Source organism: Arthrobacter sp. CAN_A1 (assembly GCF_015751665.1).
Taxonomy (GTDB): Bacteria; Actinomycetota; Actinomycetes; order Actinomycetales; family Micrococcaceae; genus Arthrobacter_D.
Genome location: NZ_JADOUR010000011.1, coordinates 13,551 through 32,005 on the forward strand (window position 1 = coordinate 13,551; position 18,455 = coordinate 32,005).

Sequence of the window (18,455 nt, forward strand, 5' to 3'; positions counted from 1 at the left end):
ACCCGAGAATACTAACCGCACTACCCGGCCCTGACCGCTTCCAAGGCGTGTTGTGAGTGGACCGGAAAGGACTGTTTTGCAGGATACCGTGGCCGTTGCGGCAGTAACATTTGACCGCCCCGACGACCTCCGTACCCTCCTGCTGGCACTGTCCCAGCAGAGTGTCCCCCTCACCTCGGTGGCGCTGGTGGATTCCGGAACCCAGAGCATTGAGGCAATCGCCGCCGAATCCGCAGCACCCGTCAACTACATCCGTTCGCTGAGCAACCTGGGCGGGGCGGGCGGTTTTTCCCTGGCCATCCTTTCGGCCATGGCGAGCGGCGCCGAATGGGTCTGGATCATGGACGACGATGCCCACCCCGAGGACCCCGAGGCCCTCGCCACCCTGATGGCCGCGGCGAAAGCCCACGGCCTCGACGTCGTCGTACCGCTGATTGTCGCGCCGGGCGAGCCGACCAGGCTGTCCTTCCCTTTCCGCGTGGGAGGCCGGTCAGTCCATGACCGGGCCGATGTGGAGAAGCTCGGCATCATTCCCGATGTGGGCCAGTTCTTCAACGGCGCGCTGATCCGCGCCGACGTGTTCTTCCGGGTGGGGCTTCCCGACCTCCGGCTGTTCATCCGTGGAGACGAGACCGACTTCATGTTGCGCCTGCGCCGCGCAGGAATCCCCTTCGGCACAGTGACCACCGTTGCCCTCAGCCATCCTCCCGGCTGGGCGGAGACGCAGCGGGTCATCGGCGACCGGTTGCACGTCCTGGTCCCCGAGACCGCGTTCAAACGGTTCTACTACTACCGCAACCGCGGCTACCTGACCCGCCGGTACGGCCGCGTGAAATCTCTGATCGCGGACGGCGTGGGCTACCCGCTGTACTTCCTCAAACGCCGCGACCCCCGCGGATTCGCGGCGTGGCTGACCGCCTACTCCACTGGAGTGCGCGGCCGCGGCTTCGGACCGCCGTCGGACCAAGGTTTTTGACATGCCTGTACCTGCCATCCCGGTGACGGTGGTGGTGACCACGTTCAACCGCGCTGGCTATCTCCGCGCACTATTGCAGACCATCGCGCGCCTGGACCCGGCGCCCAGCAGCGTCATCGTGGTGAACAATGCGAGCACCGACAACACCGACGAAGTGATCGCCGGGGCGAACCTCCCGGTTCCGCTGATCCACCACCGGCTGGAAAAAAACGTTGGCGGATCCGGCGGATTCTCGGCCGGAGCTGAGCGCGCCCTCGCCGAAGGTGCGCAATGGCTGTGGCTGATGGACGACGACGTCGAGGCGCTGCCCGACGCGCTGGCTGCCTTCCAGCCGTGGATGGACACCTACCGGTGCCTGCATGGCCGCCGCTACGACCACTCGGGCGAGCCGTTCTTCTGGCAGCACCGATTCAATGCCTTCCTGGGCGTACATTTCCCGGTCCGGGGAAACGTGTTCCGCCGCCGACCGGTGTTCCACACCAACGTGGGATGTTTCGAAGGCATGCTGGTGCACGCCGATGTGGTGCGCCGCGTGGGCCTGCCCGATCCGCGCTTCTTCCTCAACGGTGACGACACCACGTACGGCTGGCTGATTGCGCAGACGGAGCCTGTTGCCTATATCAACCGGTACGTGTTGAAGAAGGCCCGGCCGCAGAAGCAGATCGACCTTGGCGTCCGCCACCTCAACGATTCAAACGATCTGGGCCGCTACTGCGGCATGCGGAACCGTGGCCACCTGGCCCGGTATCTGGGCGTCAACGGCAAGTTCAACCGCTGGGGATTCGGGCTGGGAACACTGCTGACGGTGGCCAAGGAAATCCTGCGCCTGGTTGCTGTCGAGCACTCACTGTCCGGGTTGGCTCCGCTTTGGCGTGGCTGGTGGGAATCGCGGGGCATCCTGAGGGATCCCACCTGGCAGCCGATGCCGCCGATCGAATCCGATCGCTCCGAACAGTTGAAGGGAAGCCGCTGACCATGTCCTGGCTGATTCTCGGTGCCACCGGGTTCGTCGGTTCGGCAGTGCTGCAGGCCGCCGAAGCGGCAGGGATCGACGTCGTCGCCCTCCCGGCACCGCGCCTGACCACCGAGGCCACCACGGCCGCCAGCGTCGCCGGCGAAGCCGCCACCCATCCTGACCTGGCCGCTCTCACCACCGCGCTGACGGGCGCCTCGGTGGTGGTCAACACCGCCGGACTCGCCGCTCCCCGGAGCACCGACACGGCAGCCCTGCGGGGGGCGAACGCCCTGCTCCCAGCACTCCTGGCCCAGGCCTGCGCTGCGGCGGGAGTGGAGCGCCTCGTCCACCTCAGCAGCGCCGCCGTCCAGGGCCAGCGGGACCACCTCGACGAGACCCTGAATCTTTCGCCCTTCTCTGCCTACTCCAGGAGCAAGGCGCTGGGCGAACAGGCGCTCCAGGTTGCACCGCCTGGCCCCTCCGTTGTGGTGGTGCGGGCCACCTCAGTGCAGGGCCCCCATCGTCCGACGACGACGGCGCTGGCCAGATTGGCCGCGTCACCGCTGGCGTCGGTAGCGGCTCCCGGCACCGCCGCGACACCGGTGACGTCGGTTGAGTCGCTGGCCGATTTCGTCGTCGCGGTGGGCTCCTATCCGGGCGCCGTCCCGGCGGTGGTCCTGCAGCCCTCAGAAGGGATGACCGTCCGGTCCGTCCTTGAGGCCGCCGGCGGCACTCCCATCGTGTTGCCGCGACAGCTGTGCCGGGTGATCCTGCGGGCCGGCTACGCCGTGTCGTCGCTGGCCGGGGAACGGCTGCATGGCAGCCTGCGCCGGGTGGAACTGATGTGGTTTGGGCAGGCCCAGGAACCGGGTTGGGCTGAAGCCCACGGAATCCGGGTGGAGCAGAAGGTCAGCGCGGTACTGGAGAGTGCTGCGTCCCGGCGTCGTCAGGGTCGGGCTGGCCGTCAGCCTCAGTCGCCCCGGTAGCCTCCCCTGCATCATCGGCTGGATCCTTGAGGCCCGGCACAACTTCCCGCAACTGGTCACGGGTAATGCTCCCCGCGCGGACCAGGATCAGCTCCTCGCCGGTCGCGTCGACGATCGTCGATGCCGTGGCGCTACGGGGTCCACCCTCCAGGTAAACCTCCACCGAGTCAGACAATTGGCCGAACGCTTCAGCACCAGTAGTGGCCGCCGGAGAGCCGGTGCGGTTGGCGGACGAGACAGCCAACGGTCCGGTGAGGGCCAACAGGTCCAGAGCCATCCGATCATCGGGGACGCGCAGGGCCACCGTCCCGAGAGTGTCACCGAGATCCCAGGTCAGTGAAGGCTGCGCGCGGAAGATTAGGGTCAGCCCGCCGGGCCAGAACGCTTCAGCCAGCTTCCTGGCGTCGGGGTGAACCTCAGCGGCCAGTCCATCCATCGTCTGGATCCGGGGAATCAGCACCGGCGGAGGCATGCTCCTGCCCCGGCCCTTCGACGCCAGCAGGGTGGCGACGGCCTGGGGCGAAAACGCGTCAGCGGCGATGCCGTACACGGTGTCGGTGGGAATCACGACGCACTGGTTGGCCGCGACGGCGCGTTGGGCATGAGCCAATCCGTCGCTGCGCTGGGCTGGATCTGAGCAGTCGTAGCTGGTGGTCACTGCATTATTCTTTCACTGGTGCGCCAGGATTGGCACATTGGGTCCGCACGGCCGACGTGGACCGGTCACGACCGGTGAGATCCTGATGGGTCAGCACTGCTGACCACCGTGGATCGGATGTCAGCAGGGCAGCAATCGCCGGTGCCTGCACCTCGGCGTGTTCCATCACAAAGTACCCGCCGGGGACCAGCAGCCTGGCGGCGCTCAGCGCTGCGGCGGCCGGCAATTCAAGCCCGTCGTCGCCGCCTCCATAGAGCGCGATCCGTGGGTCGTGGTCAGCCACTTCCGGTTCCCGGGGCACCGCGGCCGCCGGAATGTAGGGCGGGTTGGAGACGACGACGTCGAACGACCCGTCCTCCTCCCCCAGTGCGTCCCGCAGGTCTCCGAGGATGAGCGTCACACCGCGGCTGGCCAGGTTGCGTTCGGCCCACGCGTAGGCCAGCGGGCTGTACTCGACCGCGTACACGTCGGCTCCGGGCACCTCGTCGGCGAGGGCGGCGGCGATCGCGCCACTACCAGTTCCGAGGTCAACCACCTTCGGCCGGGTGACCGTCAGCGCATGATCGATCGCAAGCTGCGCCACGGACTCCGTTTCCGGCCGTGGAATGAAAGCGCCGGGACCCACCGCCAACTCGACCCGCCTGAAGTAGGCAATTCCGGTGATGTGCTGCAGCGGTACCCGGCGGCACCGCTCGGCGACCAGATCGAAATAACCCTCCGGGGCTGCGGCCCCGACCAGGGAAAGGGTCTTGACGCGCCCCACCGCTTCCCCGAGCAGATGCGCGGCAAGGAGGTGGGCGTCGACGCCGGGACTGGGCACCCCGGCGTCGGCCAGCAAGGCGGTAGCCCGTCGGAGCGCGTCCTCAAGGGACTCGGCTGGGTCGGTGCTGCCGGACGCCTTTACATCAGGGTTCACCGGGCGCCCGTTCAGTCGTCCTCGCCGATCGCGTCCAGCCGGGACTGTTCATCCATCTCGATTCCCGCCTGGACCACTGCTTCAAGGTCCCCGTTCATGACTGCGTCAAGGTTGTAGGCCTTGTAGCCGGTCCGGTGATCGGCGATGCGGTTCTCGGGATAGTTGTAGGTCCGGATCCGCTCCGAGCGGTCCATGGTGCGGATCTGGGATTTACGGATATCCGAGTTCGCCGCATCGATCTGCGCCTGCTGATGGGCGAGGATGCGGGAGCGAAGCACCCTCATGCCTGCCTCACGGTTCTGCAACTGGGACTTTTCATTCTGCATGGCCACCACGATGCCCGTGGGAAGGTGGGTGATCCGCACGGCGGAGTCGGTGGTATTCACTGACTGGCCACCCGGGCCTGAGGACCGGTAGACGTCAATCTTGAGATCGTTCTGGCTGATTTCCACTTCCTCGGGCTCGTCGACCTCCGGCAGGATGAGGACTCCGGCCGCTGACGTGTGGATCCTGCCCTGCGATTCGGTGACCGGAACACGCTGGACCCGGTGCACGCCCCCCTCGAACTTGAGGCGGGCGTAGACGCCCTCCCCCGGCTCGTTCGAGGAGCTCTTGATCGCCATCTGGACATCCTTGTAGCCGCCGAGGTCGGACTCGTTGGCCGAGATGATCTCGGTCTTCCAGCCGCGCGACTCGGCGTACCGGGTGTACATGCGGAGCAGGTCGCCGGCGAACAGTGCTGCCTCGTCGCCGCCTTCGCCGCCCTTGACTTCGATGATGACGTCGCGGCTGTCGTTGGGGTCACGAGGAATCAGGAGGCGGCGCAGCCGTTCCTGGGCTGCGGCAAGCTGTTCCTCGAGTATGGGAACCTCGGCGGCGAACTCGGGATCATCGGCCATTTCCTGGGCGGCCTCAAGATCGTCCTTGAGCGCTTCCCACTTGGTGTGCGCGTCGACAATGCCGCTCAGCTCGGCGTACCTGCGGCCGAGCTTGCGGGCCAGCACCTGGTCTGAGTGCACTGCCGGATCGGAGAGCCGTAGCTGTAGCTCGGCGTGCTCGTCGAGCAGGTTCTGGATCGACTCAAACATCTGGAAAATACCTCTTTCAAACGAATTCCATTCAACACAAATAACCATTTTTGGGCGAATTACCCGTCATTTGTGTTGACTCGATTGGTTTAGCTCGATTGGTTAAGCACAGCCGCCCACGCACCGTCCGGCGAACCGGTAGGGCGTGGGCGGCTGGTGGCTAGCTAGTCGTCGTCGTTCTTGGAACCCAACGTGGTCTTCTGGACCTGCATCAGGAACTCGACGTTCGACTGGGTTTCCCGGATCTTGTTGGTCAGCAGCTCAAGCGACTGCTGCTCGCCCAGTCCGGAAAGGACCCGGCGCAGCTTCCACATGATCTTGACCTCGTCCGGGGAGAGCAGCTTCTCTTCACGGCGGGTACCGGACGCATTGACGTCCACCGCGGGGAAGATCCGCTTGTCGGCGAGGTTCCGGGACAGGCGGAGCTCCATGTTGCCGGTGCCCTTGAACTCCTCGAAGATGACCTCGTCCATTTTGGATCCGGTCTCGACCAGTGCCGTGGCGAGAATGGTGAGTGAGCCACCATTCTCGATGTTCCGTGCTGCACCGAAGAAACGCTTCGGCGGATAGAGCGCCGCCGAGTCGACACCACCGGAGAGGATACGACCCGAGGCCGGAGCCGCAAGGTTGTAGGCACGGCCGAGGCGGGTCATCGAATCGAGGAGCACCACCACGTCCATTCCCATCTCAACGAGGCGCTTGGCGCGTTCGATCGAGAGTTCGGCAACAGTGGTGTGGTCATCGGCCGGACGGTCGAAGGTGGAGGCAATGACCTCACCCTTGACCGTGCGCTGCATGTCGGTGACTTCCTCAGGGCGTTCGTCGACCAGCACCATCATGAGGTGGACCTCAGGATTGTTGATGGTGATCGCGTTTGCGATGGCCTGCAGGATGAGCGTCTTGCCCGCCTTGGGCGGGGAGACGATCAGGCCACGCTGGCCCTTGCCGATGGGTGCCACCAGGTCGATGACGCGGGGGCCAATCTTCTTGGCTTCGGTCTCGAGGCGCAGGCGCTCGGTGGGGTACAGCGGGACCAGTTTGGCGAACTCCACCCGGTCCTTGAGTTCCTCGGCAGGCTTGCCGTTGACCGAGGTCACCCGGATCAGCGCGTTGAACTTCTGGCGGGTGTTGCTCTGGTTCTCGCCGTCGCGGGGTGCGCGGATGGCGCCGACCACTGCGTCACCCTTGCGCAGGTTGTGCTTCTTGACCTGTGCCAGGGAAACATAGACATCGTTGGGGCCGGGCAGGTAGCCGGAGGTCCGCACGAACGCGTAGTTTTCCAGGACGTCCAGGATGCCAGCGACCGGCAGCAGGACGTCGTCCTCGGTGATCTCGACGTCGTCGACCTCGGGGTTCTGGGTGCGGTTGCGACGACGGTCGTTGCGGTCGCGGAACCGGCTGCCGCGGTCGTTTCCGTTGCTCCGGTCGTTGCCGCGATCGTTGCCGCGGTCATTTCCGCGATCATTTCCGCGGTCGTTCCCGCGGTCGTTGCTGTTGTTGCTGCCGTTGTCGTCACGGGAGTTGCGGTTGCGGCGGTTACGGTTGCGTCCGCGGCCGTCATCGTCCCGGTTGTCGTTACCCCGGTTGTCGTTGTTCCGGTTCTCTGAGTTCTCAGTCCGGTTGGTGTCGTTCCGGTTGTCGTTGCGGGTGCGCCCGCCACGATCGTTGCGGTTGCCCGAGTCATTCTGCTCGGACGAGTCAGTGGTTGAATCCCCCGCACCCTGGTTGGCTCGATCGCCACCACGAGAGGAATCGTCAGCCGACACCGTCTCGGCGGAGTCGTTACCTGCTGCGTCGGTGCGTTCCTCGCCGCGACGGCCGCGTCGGTTTTCACGGGGTGCGCGTCCGCGGGACCGCTCGCTGCCGTCACGAGCACCGTTGTCACGGCCGCTGGCGTCGCGGCTGTCGTTGTCCCGGTTGTCATTGTTGCGGGAGTCATTGTTGCGGCTGTCATCGCCAGCGGAGGCGTCAGCCGTCTCGGGCTGGGCGTCTGGGGCGGGCAGGCTCACGACGCCGTCGGAACCGGCGCGCCGGTTCCGGTTGCGGGTGCGTGATGGGCGTTCGGTCTGCTCCGGTGCGGCGGCCTCGCTGTCCTGCGCAGTGTCAGCGTCGCTGCTGGCTGCCCGGCCCGAGGACCGGCGTGAGGACCGGGTTGAACCGTTCGACTGGCCGGAATCCGCCTGGGCAGCTCCGTTTCCCTCGGCCGGTGCGGCGTCTTTGGGGCGGTCGGCAACCGCTGAACCACGCTGATGATCTGAGATGGCTGAGACCAGGTCGCCTTTGCGCATCCTGGATCCGCCGGTGATACCCAGCTGACCGGCAAGAGCTTGGAGCTGGGCGAGCTTCAGTCCGGCAAGGCCGGAGCTTTTGGAAGCGGGAGCGTCGGCAGTGCCGGCGTTTGATGTGTCCACACCTGACAACAGGTCAGTGGTTTCAGTCACGAAGGATCCTTCCCCCTCGTCGGGCGGTCCAACTCTGATGTGGACCGCGTTTGGTTAGCCCTGCCGACGTAGACGAACTGGTCGGAAAGGGTTCGGTCCTGCCGGAAGAGTCCGGCCTGGCCGTCTGTGCTAGGAACCTTCGGAAGTAAGTAGGCTTTCGGTTTATCTTCAAACCGCTGGTGCCTGTTAGTTTCTGGGAGGTTACACCGGAGGTGACGCGACTGCTGAAAACTATGCAGCTTTGCGGCGGTCAAAAGGAATTGACGGCCAGATCAGCAGGATACGGTTCATTCCGTTGGTGCATCTCCAGTTTAGCACCCTCAAAGACCGCATCCACCCGATGAACACGCCAGTGGGCCCGCACTTCGCTCGACAGCGAAGGGGGTCATCGGCTTCCAATCCTTACCGATTGGTGGATTCATCAAGCACGGTCCTCACTTTCGGGAGCGCACGCTTCACCCGATCAGCCAGGCTTACACCGTCCTCGGCCTCCAGCCACTCCAGCATCTGGCTCCGGAAGAGAGCAAACCCTATCGATGACAACACTGCGGAGGCAGTCGCCTCAAATCCCCGTGAGACGAGCGCCGCCGCTATCTCCTTCTGCCAGCGGGCTTGTTTGGCCAATTCCCGCCCGGTCAAGGACAGCTCTGAATCGATGATCTGCTGTCGGCGCCGCAACGAAACCCGCGCCGGCTCTATCGTCTGCGCCAATCCCACCAGGACCTGATCCATCAGCACCCCGGCTGACACCGGCCCCGTGGAGGTGGCGATGGTATCAAGCATCAGGGGCAGGAGCTCGTCGTCGTCGGCAAACAAGACCTCATCCTTATCCGGAAAGTACCGGAAGAAGGTCCGCGCAGTCACTCCTGCCCGAGCGGCGATATCGTCGACAGTCGTTGCCGTGTAGCCATCCTTGTCAAAGAGGACAAGTGCGGCGTCGACCAGGCGACGTCGGGAATCTTCGGGCCAGCGGGGCATCCACCCACCCTACCCTTGTGTTACAAACTGACATCATTTACCATGAAGTTATGACAGCTTCTGACATCACTTCTCCTGTCGTTCTACTGACCGGTCCTACCAGCGGGATCGGTGCAGCCATGCTCCACCACCTGATGTCACATCCAACCCGGCCCCAGATCCTCCTCCTCTCGAGGGACACTCCGGCCCTGAAGGATGCCGCCACCAAAGTACGCAGTGCCGGTCTCACCGCCCACAGCATTCCGGTCGACCTTGCCGACCTCGGCAGCGTTCGGCGCGCTACCGACCAGGTGGCAGCATTGGTTCGCTCGGGGGCCGTCCCACCAATCGACGCCGCCATCCTCAATGCCGGAGCACAGTTCAGCGACCGTCGGCACACCGGCGAGCAAGGGTATGAGCTGACGTTTACGATCAACGTGGTTGTCCAACATCTACTGCTCCTTGGACTCCAGCCACTGCTTGCCGCTGCGGGGCATGTGGTACTCCTGGGATCGTCCACCCATCGTGGCAAACGCGAATCCTTCAACCTGGTGCCCGATCCGCACTGGCAGGAACCCCCTCTGATGGCCACCGCGAGCCAGTCGTCGGCGGGAGACACCCACCCTTCGCTGGAGCGGGAGCAGGGTGGCGTCGCCTACGCCACCAGCAAACTTGCTCTTGTCACGCTCTCCCATCGCTGGGCCGCCCGTCTCGCGGAGGAAGGGCAACGGCTCAATACCTACGATCCAGGGCTTGTTCCCGGCACCGGGCTGGGCAATGACATGCCCGGGTACCGGTACTGGGTGTGGAAACATCTCATGCCCGCCATGAGTATCCTCCCAGGCGCGGCACGGCCGATCACCACGGCGCGGCATGCCGTCGCTCTCGCTCTCAGCGATGCTCACGCTACAGTCTCCGGCGGATACGTGGAGATCGGAAAGCTGGCACAGGCAGCCTCCCCACACTGGACGCGTCGAGGCAAGACGAGCTCTGGGATTTTCTTGGCCACGCCGTCGCGCCCCACGACGAGGCGCCGGCAGGCCGCTAGCTGTGCCCGGGGTGAAGGGTGGCGCCGTGGGACTCGACGGCCAGACGAAGGATCCGCCAGTCCTGGTCCTGTCCGGAGGCAGTGGTCAACTCGGCGATCAGCCGCTCGATCTCCGCCGCCTGCTGCTCGCCGACGGCAAAAGCCATCACGGTGGGACCGGCACCAGAGATGACCGCAGGGAAACCCTGCGCCCGGAGCTGGCGCATCAGCGTGGCGCTGGGCAGCATAGCCTGGGCACGGTAGTCCTGGTGCAGCGCGTCCTGGGTGGCATCGAGGAGGAATTCAGGCTGCCGCGACAGCGCGTGGACCAGCAGTGCAGCGCGGCCGGCATTCGCGGCGGCGCTTGAGTGGGAGACGGAGGCGGGAAGGAGTGCCCGCGCCGTCTCCGTCGACAGGCTGCTGGCTGGAATGGCTGCGACAGGGATAATCGACGGATCCACCGGCACCCTGGCGCTGTGGAAAACGCGGCCCTTCTCCCAGGAGATGGCGAGCGCACCCAGCAGGGCTGGTGCCACGTTGTCGGGGTGGCCCTCCAGGGTGGAGCACAGCTGGAGGAGCCCCGCCGGATCCATCCGGTCGGTGTCCGGCAGCAGGAAATTCGCGGCCAGGACCGCTGAGACAATCGCTGCAGCCGAGGAACCCAGTCCCCTGCCGTGCGGGATCAGGTTCTCCGCTTCGAGTTCAAGTCCCGGGCAGCCAAAGCCTGACCGTTCGAGCGTGTCCAGCAGCGTGCGCGCCACCAGGTGGGTTTCATCGGTCGGCAGGTCGCCAGCTCCCTCACCGGTGACCCGCACGGTGACGGCGCCGCTGGTGGTGGTCCGCACCGTGACGGTGTCGAAGAGTGAGACAGCGAGGCCCAGGGTGTCGAAGCCGGGCCCCAGGTTGGCGCTGGTGGCGGGGACCCGGATGGTGGCTGCCTGCCCGGCAGCCACCAGCCGGATACCGCCGGGCAGGCGGCTGATGTCCGGGGAGGGCACCAGGTCACTCACCGGCGGTGCCTTCAAGTCCCAGCGCCGTGGCGACGCTGACAACGTCGAAATCCACTGTGGTGGGCTCAACGTCGGAGCCGTCCGCAGCCTTCAAGGCCCACTGCGGGTCCTTCAGGCCATGGCCGGTCACGGTGATCACCATGGTCTTGCCGACCGGTGCCAACCCTGCGGCATGCTTTTTCAGAAGGCCCGCCACGCCGGCCGCGGATGCCGGTTCGACGAAAACGCCTTCGCGGGCCGACAGCCAGCGGTGCGCCTCGAGGATTTCATCATCGGTGACTGCTTCGATCAGCCCGCCGGACTCGTCCCGCGCCGCGATCGCCTGATCCCAGGACGCCGGGTTGCCGATCCTGATTGCCGTCGCGATGGTGTCGGGTTCGGTGACCGGGTGGCCCTTGACCAGCGGCGAAGCGCCTTCGGCCTGGAAGCCCCACATCACCGGGCGTTTGGTGGCCACCGGGGGGAGGGCAACGCCGTCGGGACCGTGCGGGTTGGTGTACGGCGTCGAGTACTCCTGGTAGCCCTTCCAGTATGCGGTGATATTGCCTGCGTTTCCGACCGGCAGCAAGTGGTAGTCGGGGGCGTCCCCGAGGACATCCACTACCTCGAACGCTGCAGTCTTCTGACCCTCGATGCGTGCAGGGTTCACTGAGTTGACGAGGAACACCGGGTACGCCTCGGCCAGCTTCCGCGCGACGTCGAGGCAGTTGTCGAAGTTGCCGTTGACCTGCAGCAGTTCGGCACCGTGGGCGATGGCCTGGCTGAGCTTGCCCATGGAGATCTTGCCCTCCGGGACCAGCACAGCGCAGGTAATGCCCGCCTTGGTGGCGTAAGCGGCGGCGGAGGCGGACGTATTGCCCGTCGACGCGCAGACCACAGCCTTCGCCCCCGACTCGATCGCAGCGGTGATGGCCATGGTCATCCCCCGGTCCTTGAAGGACCCGGTGGGGTTCATCCCTTCCACCTTGAGGTAGACCTGGGATCCGGTCAGTTCGGACAGGGCCGAGGCAAAGACCAGCGGCGTTCCGCCCTCCCCGAGCGTGATGATCTCCGTAGTCTCCGAAACGGGCAGACGGTCGGCGTATTCGCGGATAACGCCGCGCCATTGGTGAGCCACTTAGGCCCCTTCCACTCGGAGGACACTCGTCACCGAATTGATGACGGCGAGGTCCTGGATCTGTTCTACTGTCGCGGCGAGAGCCGCTTCGGTGGCGCGGTGCGTCACGATGCGCAGTTCCGCCGTGGCCTGGCCTGGAGTATCGGAGGGGTGAATGCTTTGGCGCAGGGTTTCGATGGAGACGCCCTGCTCGGCGAACAGCTGGGCGATCCGCGCGAGGACACCCGGCTGATCGGCCACATCGAGTCCGATCGAATAGCTGGTCCGCACGGCGTCGATGCCCATCGCCGGCACGTGACCGGTGGTGGTTTCGGTGCGGCCCGGCCCGCCCAGCACCATGCGGCGCGCAGCACTGACGACGTCGCCCAGCACCGCCGATGCGGTGGGTGTGCCGCCGGCACCCTGGCCGTAAAACATCAGTTCGCCGGCGTTCTCGGCCTCGATGAACACGGCGTTGAACGCACCGTGGACAGCGGCAAGGGGATGATCGCGGGGCAGCAGGGTGGGGTGAACCCTGACGCTGACACCCTCGGCGCCGGCGCCGTCGGAGTTGTCCCGGGGCAGGAGCTCGGCGATCGCGAGGAGCTTGATGACAAAGCCGGCATCCTTCGCGGCAGCGATATCGGCGGCGGTCACCTTGGTGATGCCCTCGCAATACACATCCTCCAGCGCAAAGCGGGTGTGGAAGGACAGCGACGCGAGGATAGCGCCCTTCGCGGCGGCGTCGTGGCCCTCGACGTCGGCGGTGGGGTCGGCTTCCGCGTACCCCAAACGCTGCGCCTCTTTGAGGGCATCGTCGAACTGGGCGCCGGTGGTATCCATCTGGTCCAGGATGAAGTTGGTGGTGCCGTTGACAATGCCGAGGACCCGGGTGATGCGGTCGCCGGAGAGGCTGTCCCTGATGGGGCGCAGGATGGGGATGGCCCCGGCCACGGCTGCCTCATAGGAGAGCTGGACCTGAGCGGCGTCGGCCTTCTCGTACAGGGTAGGACCATCGAGCGCCAGCAGTGCCTTGTTGCCGCTGACCACCGTTGCCCCATGGTCGATGGAACGCAGGATCAGCGACCGGGCGGGTTCAATTCCGCCCATCAGCTCAATCACTATGTCGGCGTCCTCAACCAGCGAGTCCGCGTCAGTGGTGAAGAGCTCCCGCGGCAGGTCGACGTCGCGGGGCGCGTCGATGGTGCGTACCGCGATGCCGGTCAGTTCCAGCCGAGCGCCGGTGCGGGCCGCAAGTGCCTCGGCGTCCTCGAGGAGGATCCGCGCCACTTGCGAACCCACGTTGCCGCAGCCCAGCAGGGCAACCTTCAGGGTGGACATGGCGCCGGTGTTCGAAGCTGTATCAGGTGAAATGGTGTCACTCCTGCAATCAGTTGGTGGTGCGGGGGATGTCGCGAGCCAGCAGGTCATCCTCGGTTTCGCCGCGCACGATCAGCCGTGCGCGGCCGTCCCGGACGGCGACCACGGGTGGCCGGGCCACCCAGTTGTAGTTGCTGGAGAGTGCCCAGCAGTAGGCGCCGGTGCCGGGAACAGCAAGGAGGTCGCCCGCGTCGGTATCCTCGGGGAGGTAGACATCCCTGACCACGATGTCGCCACTCTCGCAGTGCCGGCCCACTACCCGGGAGAGCACGGGGGTGGCAGCTGAGGTGCGGGAGGCCAGCGCCGCCGAGTAGTCGGCGTCGTAGAGGACCGGCCGGGGATTGTCACTCATACCGCCGTCGACTGACACATACCGGCGCGGCTGGGTGGCAGCACCGTCGACGTCGACCTGAACCGTTTTGGTGGTCCCGGCCGTGTACAGGCTGAAGGTTGACGATCCAACGATCGCGCGGCCCGGCTCGATGGAGATCCGCGGGACCCGCAGGCCCAGTTCCGCGCAGGTGGAGCGGACGACGTCGGCCATCGCCGCGGCAATCTCCGCCGGGGGGCGGGGCTTGTCGGTCTCGATGTAGGCAATGCCGTAGCCGCCGCCGAGGTCCAGTTCGGGGAGTTCGATCCCGTGACGGTCCCGGACCTGCGCGAGGAACGCCAACAGTCTGCGCGCGGCAAGTTCGAAACCCTCGGACTCGAAGATCTGCGACCCGATGTGGCAGTGGACGCCCAGCAGGTTGACCGACTGGTGATTCAGCGCCGCGGCGACGGCCTGCGTGGCGGGCGAGGCGCCGTCGTCGGCCAGGGACAGCCCAAACTTCTGGTCCTCGTGGGCGGTTGCGATGAACTCGTGGGTGGACGCGTGGACGCCCGGGGTGAGCCGGAGCATCACGTTCGCTGTGATCCTGCGGGCGGCGGCGAGAGCGGCGAGGCGTTCCAGTTCGGGGAGACTGTCCACCACGATACGACCCAGGTTCAGGTCGAGCGCCCGGCCCAGCTCGGCGTCGGATTTGTTGTTCCCATGCAGCCCAAGGTGTTCGCCGGGAATTCCGGCGCGCATCGCAATGGCGAGCTCCCCGCCGGAGCAGGTATCAAGGCGCAGGCCCTCCTCGGCAACCCAGTGGGCCACTTCGGTGCAGAGGAAGGACTTGCCCGCATAGTAGACGTCCACTCCCCCGCACAGGTCGGCGAAAGCAGCGTTGAACGCGTCCCTGAAGCTGCGCGCCCGGGTCCGGAAGTCGTCCTCGGACACGACAAACAGCGGCGTACCGAACTGCTCAGCGAGGTCACTGACGCTCAGACCGCTGATCGTCAGCTCGTCGCCGTGACGGTCCACGTCACGGGCCCACAGGTCACTGTTCAGCCGGTTGACGTCGTCGGGGTAGCTCAGCCAGCCGGGAGCCAGCGGCGAAGCCTTTCCCACGCTCACATCCGCTCCGGTGCCGACACGCCGAGGAGGCCCAGACCGTTGGCAAGGACCTGCTGGGTGGCGTTGTTGAGCCACAGCCGGGTGCGGTGCAGATCGGTGACCGGCTCATCGCCCAGCGGCGCGATCCGGCAGGCGTCATACCAGCGGTGGTAGGTGCCGGCGATGACTTCGATGTGGCGGGCGACGCGGTGTGGTTCGCGGAAGGCCGCGGCCTGCGCCACCATGCCGGGGAACTGGCCGAGCGCCGCCAGCAGTTCGCCCTCCGTGGGGTGGCTGAGTTCGGAGGCGTCGAACGCGCTGGTGTCCACCCCTGCTGCGGCTGCGTTGCGCTCCACTGCGTGGGTCCGGGCGTGGGCGTACTGGACGTAGAAAACCGGGTTGTCGTTGGTGCGCCGGGTCAGCAGGTCCAGGTCGATGTCGATGTTGGAGTCCGCCGAGAAGCGGGCGAGGGTGTACCGGGCGGCGTCGACCCCGACGGCGTCAACCAGGTCCTCCAGCGTCACGACGGTTCCGGCCCGCTTGGACATCCTGACGGGGACGCCGTCCTTCATCAGGTTGACCATCTGGCCGATGAGGACCTCGACAGTGTCAGGGTTATCACCGAGTGCTGCAGCGGCGGCCTTGAGCCGGGCCACGTAACCGTGGTGGTCGGCGCCGAGCATGATGATGTTCAGGTCGAAACCGCGGCGGCGTTTGTTGACGAAGTAGCCGATGTCGCCGGCAATATAGGCGGGGGCACCGTCGGACTTGATGACCACCCTGTCCTTGTCATCGCCGAACTCGGTGGACCGCAGCCACCACGCGCCGTCCTCAAGGAACAGGTTCCCTGAGGTTTTCAGCTGCTCCAGCAGGCCCTCGACGAAGCCGTCCTGGAAGAGGGAATGCTCATGGAAGTAGACATCGAAATCGACGCCGAAATCATGCAGTGACTTCTTGATGTCACCGAACATCAGATCGACACCCAGTTCGCGGAACCGCTCAACCGATTCGGCCTGGTCGAGCTCAAGGATCGCTGGATCGAGGACCAGGACGCGTGCCGCAATGTCGTCAATGTAGGCGCCGCCGTAGCCGTCCTCGGGAGACGGTTCGCCCTTGGCGCTCGCCCAGAGGGAGCGGGCGAACCGTTCAATCTGGGCGCCGTGGTCGTTGAAGTAGTACTCCCGGGTCACGTCGGCGCCCTGGGACTGGAACAGCCGGGCCAGCGCGTCTCCGACGGCTGCCCAGCGGGTACCGCCCAGATGAATGGGACCGGTGGGGTTCGCCGACACAAATTCGAGGTTGATTTTGGTGCCGCCCATGAGCGCGCTGGTACCGAAGGCGGTGCCGGCCTCGACAATGGAACGCGCCAGCTCGCCGGCGGCAGCGGCGTCGAGGGTGATGTTCAGAAAGCCGGGGCCAGCGATGGCGACACTCTTGACGCCGATGAGCTGCTCCAGGCGGCCGCTGAGAATCTGGGCAAACTCACGGGGGTTCATCCCCGCCTGCTTGGACAGCTGGAGGGCGATATTGGTGGCCCAGTCCCCGTGTTCCCGGCTCCTGGGGCGCTCAACCCGCACCTCCGACGGAAGGTCGACGTCGAATTCGCCAGCGGCGACCGCGTCTTTGAGGCAGGAGGAAATGGCGGCAGAGAGTTCTTCAGGAGTCACCCTTCCAGCATAACGGGGCGCGCCGCTGCGGCAGTTTCTGTGACGCCACGCCCCCGGGCGACCCCGCACACAGGGTCTGGTCCGGCGGGGTTTTCGTCGGAGGGCGCTTCCCTGATAAGCTCAGTGAGTCCCAATTCGGGGCCGGTCTAACCGGTTATCCGCCTTCGTAGCTCAGGGGATAGAGCGTCTGCCTCCGGCGCAGAAGGTCGTAGGTTCGAATCCTATCGAGGGCACAGAACAACCCCCAGATTTCAGCGAAATCTGGGGGTTGACTGCTTTAACCGAGCGGAATCCCGGCCGTCCGCCAGGCGTAGAGGTCCCTCAGCAGGGCAATCTCGGCCAGGTGATGGATCATTTCCCGGTTGATGTGAAGAATGAGGGATCCCATCGGCGCCGCCGCGAAATCGTGCTCCGCCGGTCCGACCGGCCGTTCCAGGCCGGCTGCATCAAGCGACGCGACGCCGGCCATCCACTGGGAGTACAACCCATCCAGCCGCTCCAGCGCCCCCAGCCGCGGTTCCGGGAAAGTCAAACGTCTCATAGTCAATCGGCTCACCTCCGAAGTGGTGTCCCACCCGCGCTCCGAGCACTCCCACCATCAGGTGACCCAGCCGCCAGGCAATGGTGGTCACCGGCGCCGGCACCGGTTCCGGATACTCAAAGTCAAGGGTGAGGGCACCGCCACCCAACTGCCGGGCGGCGGTGCCCGTGCCGCGGGTGCGGAGGCTCCAGCAGCCGGGCACCGGTTCCCACAGATATTCGTCGTCGGTCGGGCCCGCCAACCGTGGGCGTGCCTGCTCTTCCCAGTGCCACTGCAGCTGCTGCACGAGCTCGTCCTTGTGGTTCATGTGCCCAGTGTAGAAGCGATTCAGGACAGTTTCTGACCTCGTTGAGGAGTAGTTTGATGACATGTTGGAAACTTCGGCGCGGCTGCTCCAGCTGCTCTCCCTGCTTCAGTTGCGCCGGGAATGGACCGGTTCGGCGCTCGCGGACCGCATGGATGTCACCGAGCGCACCGTGCGTCGGGATATCGGCAAGCTCCGCACGCTGGGCTATCCCATCCATGCGTCGCCAGGGGTGGCCGGGGGCTACCAGTTGGGCGCGGGCGCGCAACTGCCCCCGCTGCTGCTCGACGATGACGAGGCGCTCGCCGTCGCCCTCGGCCTGAGCGCCGTCACGGCAAGCCCCGTGGCCGGGATCGGCGAGGCATCAGTGCGGGCCCTGACCAAACTGGAGCAGGTGCTTCCCAGCCGGCTTCGTCCGCGTTTCGCAGGGCTGCGCAGCGCTGTCACCCGGATGGCGGCCGTCAGCACCCCGGTCCGGCCGGAGATCCTTACCGCGCTCTCCGCCGCAATCACAGAACGGCGCACCGTGGTCTTCAGGTACGCCCGCCAGGACGGGGAATCGTCGCGACGGATCGTCGAACCCTATCGGCTTGTTGACACCGGCAGGCGTTGGTATCTGGTGGCCTGGGATGCCACGCGGGAGGATTGGCGGACGTTCCGCGTGGACCGGTGCCAGAGTGTGCCCGCCCAGCGGGACAGGTTCACCCCCCGTCCGCTCCCCGCCCGGGATCTCGCGCTCTATGTGCAGCAGTCGATCACGCGCTCGCCATACAAGTACGACGTCGTCGTCCGGCTCACGGGGAACATCAGCGAGGTGTCGCAGAAAGTGTCCCCGGACACGGCTGAACTGCAGAGCGACGGCGAGGAGCATACCCTCATGCGGGCAGGCTTTGATTCGCTCGACTGGCCGCTGATGCATCTTGTGGCACTGGACCTCGAATTCGAGATTCTCGAGCCCCCGCTGATGCGTGAGCGGGCACGGTTGGCGGCGGAACGCCTCACCCGGGCCTCGGGAGATAGTCCTACCGCCTAG

17 protein-coding genes, 1 tRNA gene and 1 pseudogene are annotated in these 18,455 nt (G+C 65.9%); 6 read left to right on the forward strand and 13 right to left on the reverse strand.

Annotated features, from left to right (window positions below; all coding sequences use genetic code 11):
• Positions 1 to 76: 76 nt before the first annotated feature.
• The 3 genes from IWX62_RS12355 to IWX62_RS12365 are packed head-to-tail and all read left to right on the forward strand — an operon-like array spanning position 77 to position 2,917.
• On the forward strand, positions 77 to 976 hold the full coding sequence (locus tag IWX62_RS12355; RefSeq protein ID WP_196841724.1) for a glycosyltransferase: 900 nt from the start codon (positions 77 to 79) through the stop codon (positions 974 to 976).
• Between the two features lies 1 nt (position 977).
• Positions 978 to 1,949 (forward strand): glycosyltransferase, encoded by a 972-nt coding sequence (locus IWX62_RS12360; RefSeq protein WP_196841725.1) that lies wholly within the window; start codon positions 978 to 980, stop codon positions 1,947 to 1,949.
• Positions 1,950 to 1,951: 2 nt separating this feature from the next.
• Entirely contained in the window at positions 1,952 to 2,917 is a 966-nt protein-coding gene (locus IWX62_RS12365) for an NAD-dependent epimerase/dehydratase family protein (RefSeq protein WP_196841726.1), read from the forward strand.
• Here the strand turns inward: IWX62_RS12365 and IWX62_RS12370 are convergent.
• The 5 genes from IWX62_RS12370 to IWX62_RS12390 form a co-directional block, all read right to left on the reverse strand.
• Positions 2,841 to 3,575 carry an L-threonylcarbamoyladenylate synthase gene (locus IWX62_RS12370; protein ID WP_196841727.1) on the reverse strand — a complete coding sequence of 245 codons (735 nt, stop codon included), beginning with the start codon at positions 3,573 to 3,575 and terminating at the stop codon, positions 2,841 to 2,843. The genes IWX62_RS12365 and IWX62_RS12370 overlap by 77 nt on opposite strands.
• 4 nt (positions 3,576 to 3,579) lie before the next feature.
• Entirely contained in the window at positions 3,580 to 4,491 is a 912-nt protein-coding gene (gene prmC / locus IWX62_RS12375; RefSeq protein ID WP_196841728.1) for a peptide chain release factor N(5)-glutamine methyltransferase, read from the reverse strand.
• An 11-nt stretch (positions 4,492 to 4,502) separates the two neighbouring features.
• Positions 4,503 to 5,579: a peptide chain release factor 1 gene (prfA, locus tag IWX62_RS12380; RefSeq protein ID WP_196841729.1), complete on the reverse strand. Its 1,077-nt coding sequence runs from the start codon at positions 5,577 to 5,579 to the stop codon at positions 4,503 to 4,505.
• A 164-nt stretch (positions 5,580 to 5,743) separates the two neighbouring features.
• A complete protein-coding gene (rho, locus tag IWX62_RS12385) occupies positions 5,744 to 8,020 on the reverse strand; it encodes a transcription termination factor Rho (RefSeq protein ID WP_196841730.1) in 2,277 nt (758 codons plus the stop codon).
• 402 nt (positions 8,021 to 8,422) lie between these two features.
• On the reverse strand, positions 8,423 to 8,998 hold the full coding sequence (locus IWX62_RS12390) for a TetR family transcriptional regulator (RefSeq protein WP_196841731.1): 576 nt from the start codon (positions 8,996 to 8,998) through the stop codon (positions 8,423 to 8,425).
• A 134-nt stretch (positions 8,999 to 9,132) separates the two neighbouring features.
• On the opposite strand from IWX62_RS12390, the pseudogene IWX62_RS16455 reads away from it, so the two are divergent.
• Positions 9,133 to 9,435 (forward strand): annotated as a pseudogene (locus tag IWX62_RS16455) (hypothetical protein); the annotation flags it as partial.
• Here IWX62_RS16455 and IWX62_RS12400 read toward each other — a convergent pair.
• The 6 genes from IWX62_RS12400 to argS form a co-directional block, all read right to left on the reverse strand.
• Positions 9,430 to 9,882 carry a hypothetical protein gene (locus tag IWX62_RS12400; RefSeq protein WP_196841807.1) on the reverse strand — a complete coding sequence of 151 codons (453 nt, stop codon included), beginning with the start codon at positions 9,880 to 9,882 and terminating at the stop codon, positions 9,430 to 9,432. The pseudogene IWX62_RS16455 and the gene IWX62_RS12400 overlap by 6 nt on opposite strands.
• Before the next feature lie 139 nt (positions 9,883 to 10,021).
• On the reverse strand, positions 10,022 to 11,014 hold the full coding sequence (gene thrB / locus IWX62_RS12405) for a homoserine kinase (RefSeq protein ID WP_333483400.1): 993 nt from the start codon (positions 11,012 to 11,014) through the stop codon (positions 10,022 to 10,024).
• A complete protein-coding gene (gene thrC, locus IWX62_RS12410) occupies positions 11,007 to 12,131 on the reverse strand; it encodes a threonine synthase (protein WP_196841732.1) in 1,125 nt (374 codons plus the stop codon). The genes thrB and thrC overlap by 8 nt, the downstream gene beginning before the upstream one ends.
• Entirely contained in the window at positions 12,132 to 13,451 is a 1,320-nt protein-coding gene (locus IWX62_RS12415) for a homoserine dehydrogenase (RefSeq protein ID WP_196841733.1), read from the reverse strand.
• Positions 13,452 to 13,500: 49 nt separating this feature from the next.
• Positions 13,501 to 14,931, reverse strand: a complete 1,431-nt coding sequence (gene lysA, locus IWX62_RS12420; protein ID WP_196841734.1) for a diaminopimelate decarboxylase — start codon at positions 14,929 to 14,931, stop codon at positions 13,501 to 13,503.
• Complete coding sequence (argS, locus tag IWX62_RS12425) at positions 14,928 to 16,577, reverse strand: arginine--tRNA ligase (protein ID WP_196841735.1); 1,650 nt, start codon at positions 16,575 to 16,577, stop codon at positions 14,928 to 14,930. Before argS ends, lysA begins: the two co-directional genes overlap by 4 nt.
• A gap of 160 nt (positions 16,578 to 16,737) precedes the next feature.
• Between argS and IWX62_RS12430 the strand changes: the two genes are divergently transcribed.
• A tRNA-Arg gene (locus tag IWX62_RS12430) sits at positions 16,738 to 16,810 on the forward strand.
• Between the two features lie 44 nt (positions 16,811 to 16,854).
• On the opposite strand, the gene IWX62_RS16315 is transcribed toward IWX62_RS12430, so the two are convergent.
• Complete coding sequence (locus IWX62_RS16315) at positions 16,855 to 17,046, reverse strand: hypothetical protein (protein WP_333483401.1); 192 nt, start codon at positions 17,044 to 17,046, stop codon at positions 16,855 to 16,857.
• Positions 17,024 to 17,425 (reverse strand): hypothetical protein, encoded by a 402-nt coding sequence (locus IWX62_RS12435; RefSeq protein ID WP_333483402.1) that lies wholly within the window; start codon positions 17,423 to 17,425, stop codon positions 17,024 to 17,026. The genes IWX62_RS16315 and IWX62_RS12435 overlap by 23 nt, the downstream gene beginning before the upstream one ends.
• Before the next feature lie 61 nt (positions 17,426 to 17,486).
• Between IWX62_RS12435 and IWX62_RS12440 the strand changes: the two genes are divergently transcribed.
• Positions 17,487 to 18,455, forward strand: coding sequence for a helix-turn-helix transcriptional regulator (locus IWX62_RS12440; protein ID WP_196841736.1), 969 nt, complete (start codon positions 17,487 to 17,489; stop codon positions 18,453 to 18,455).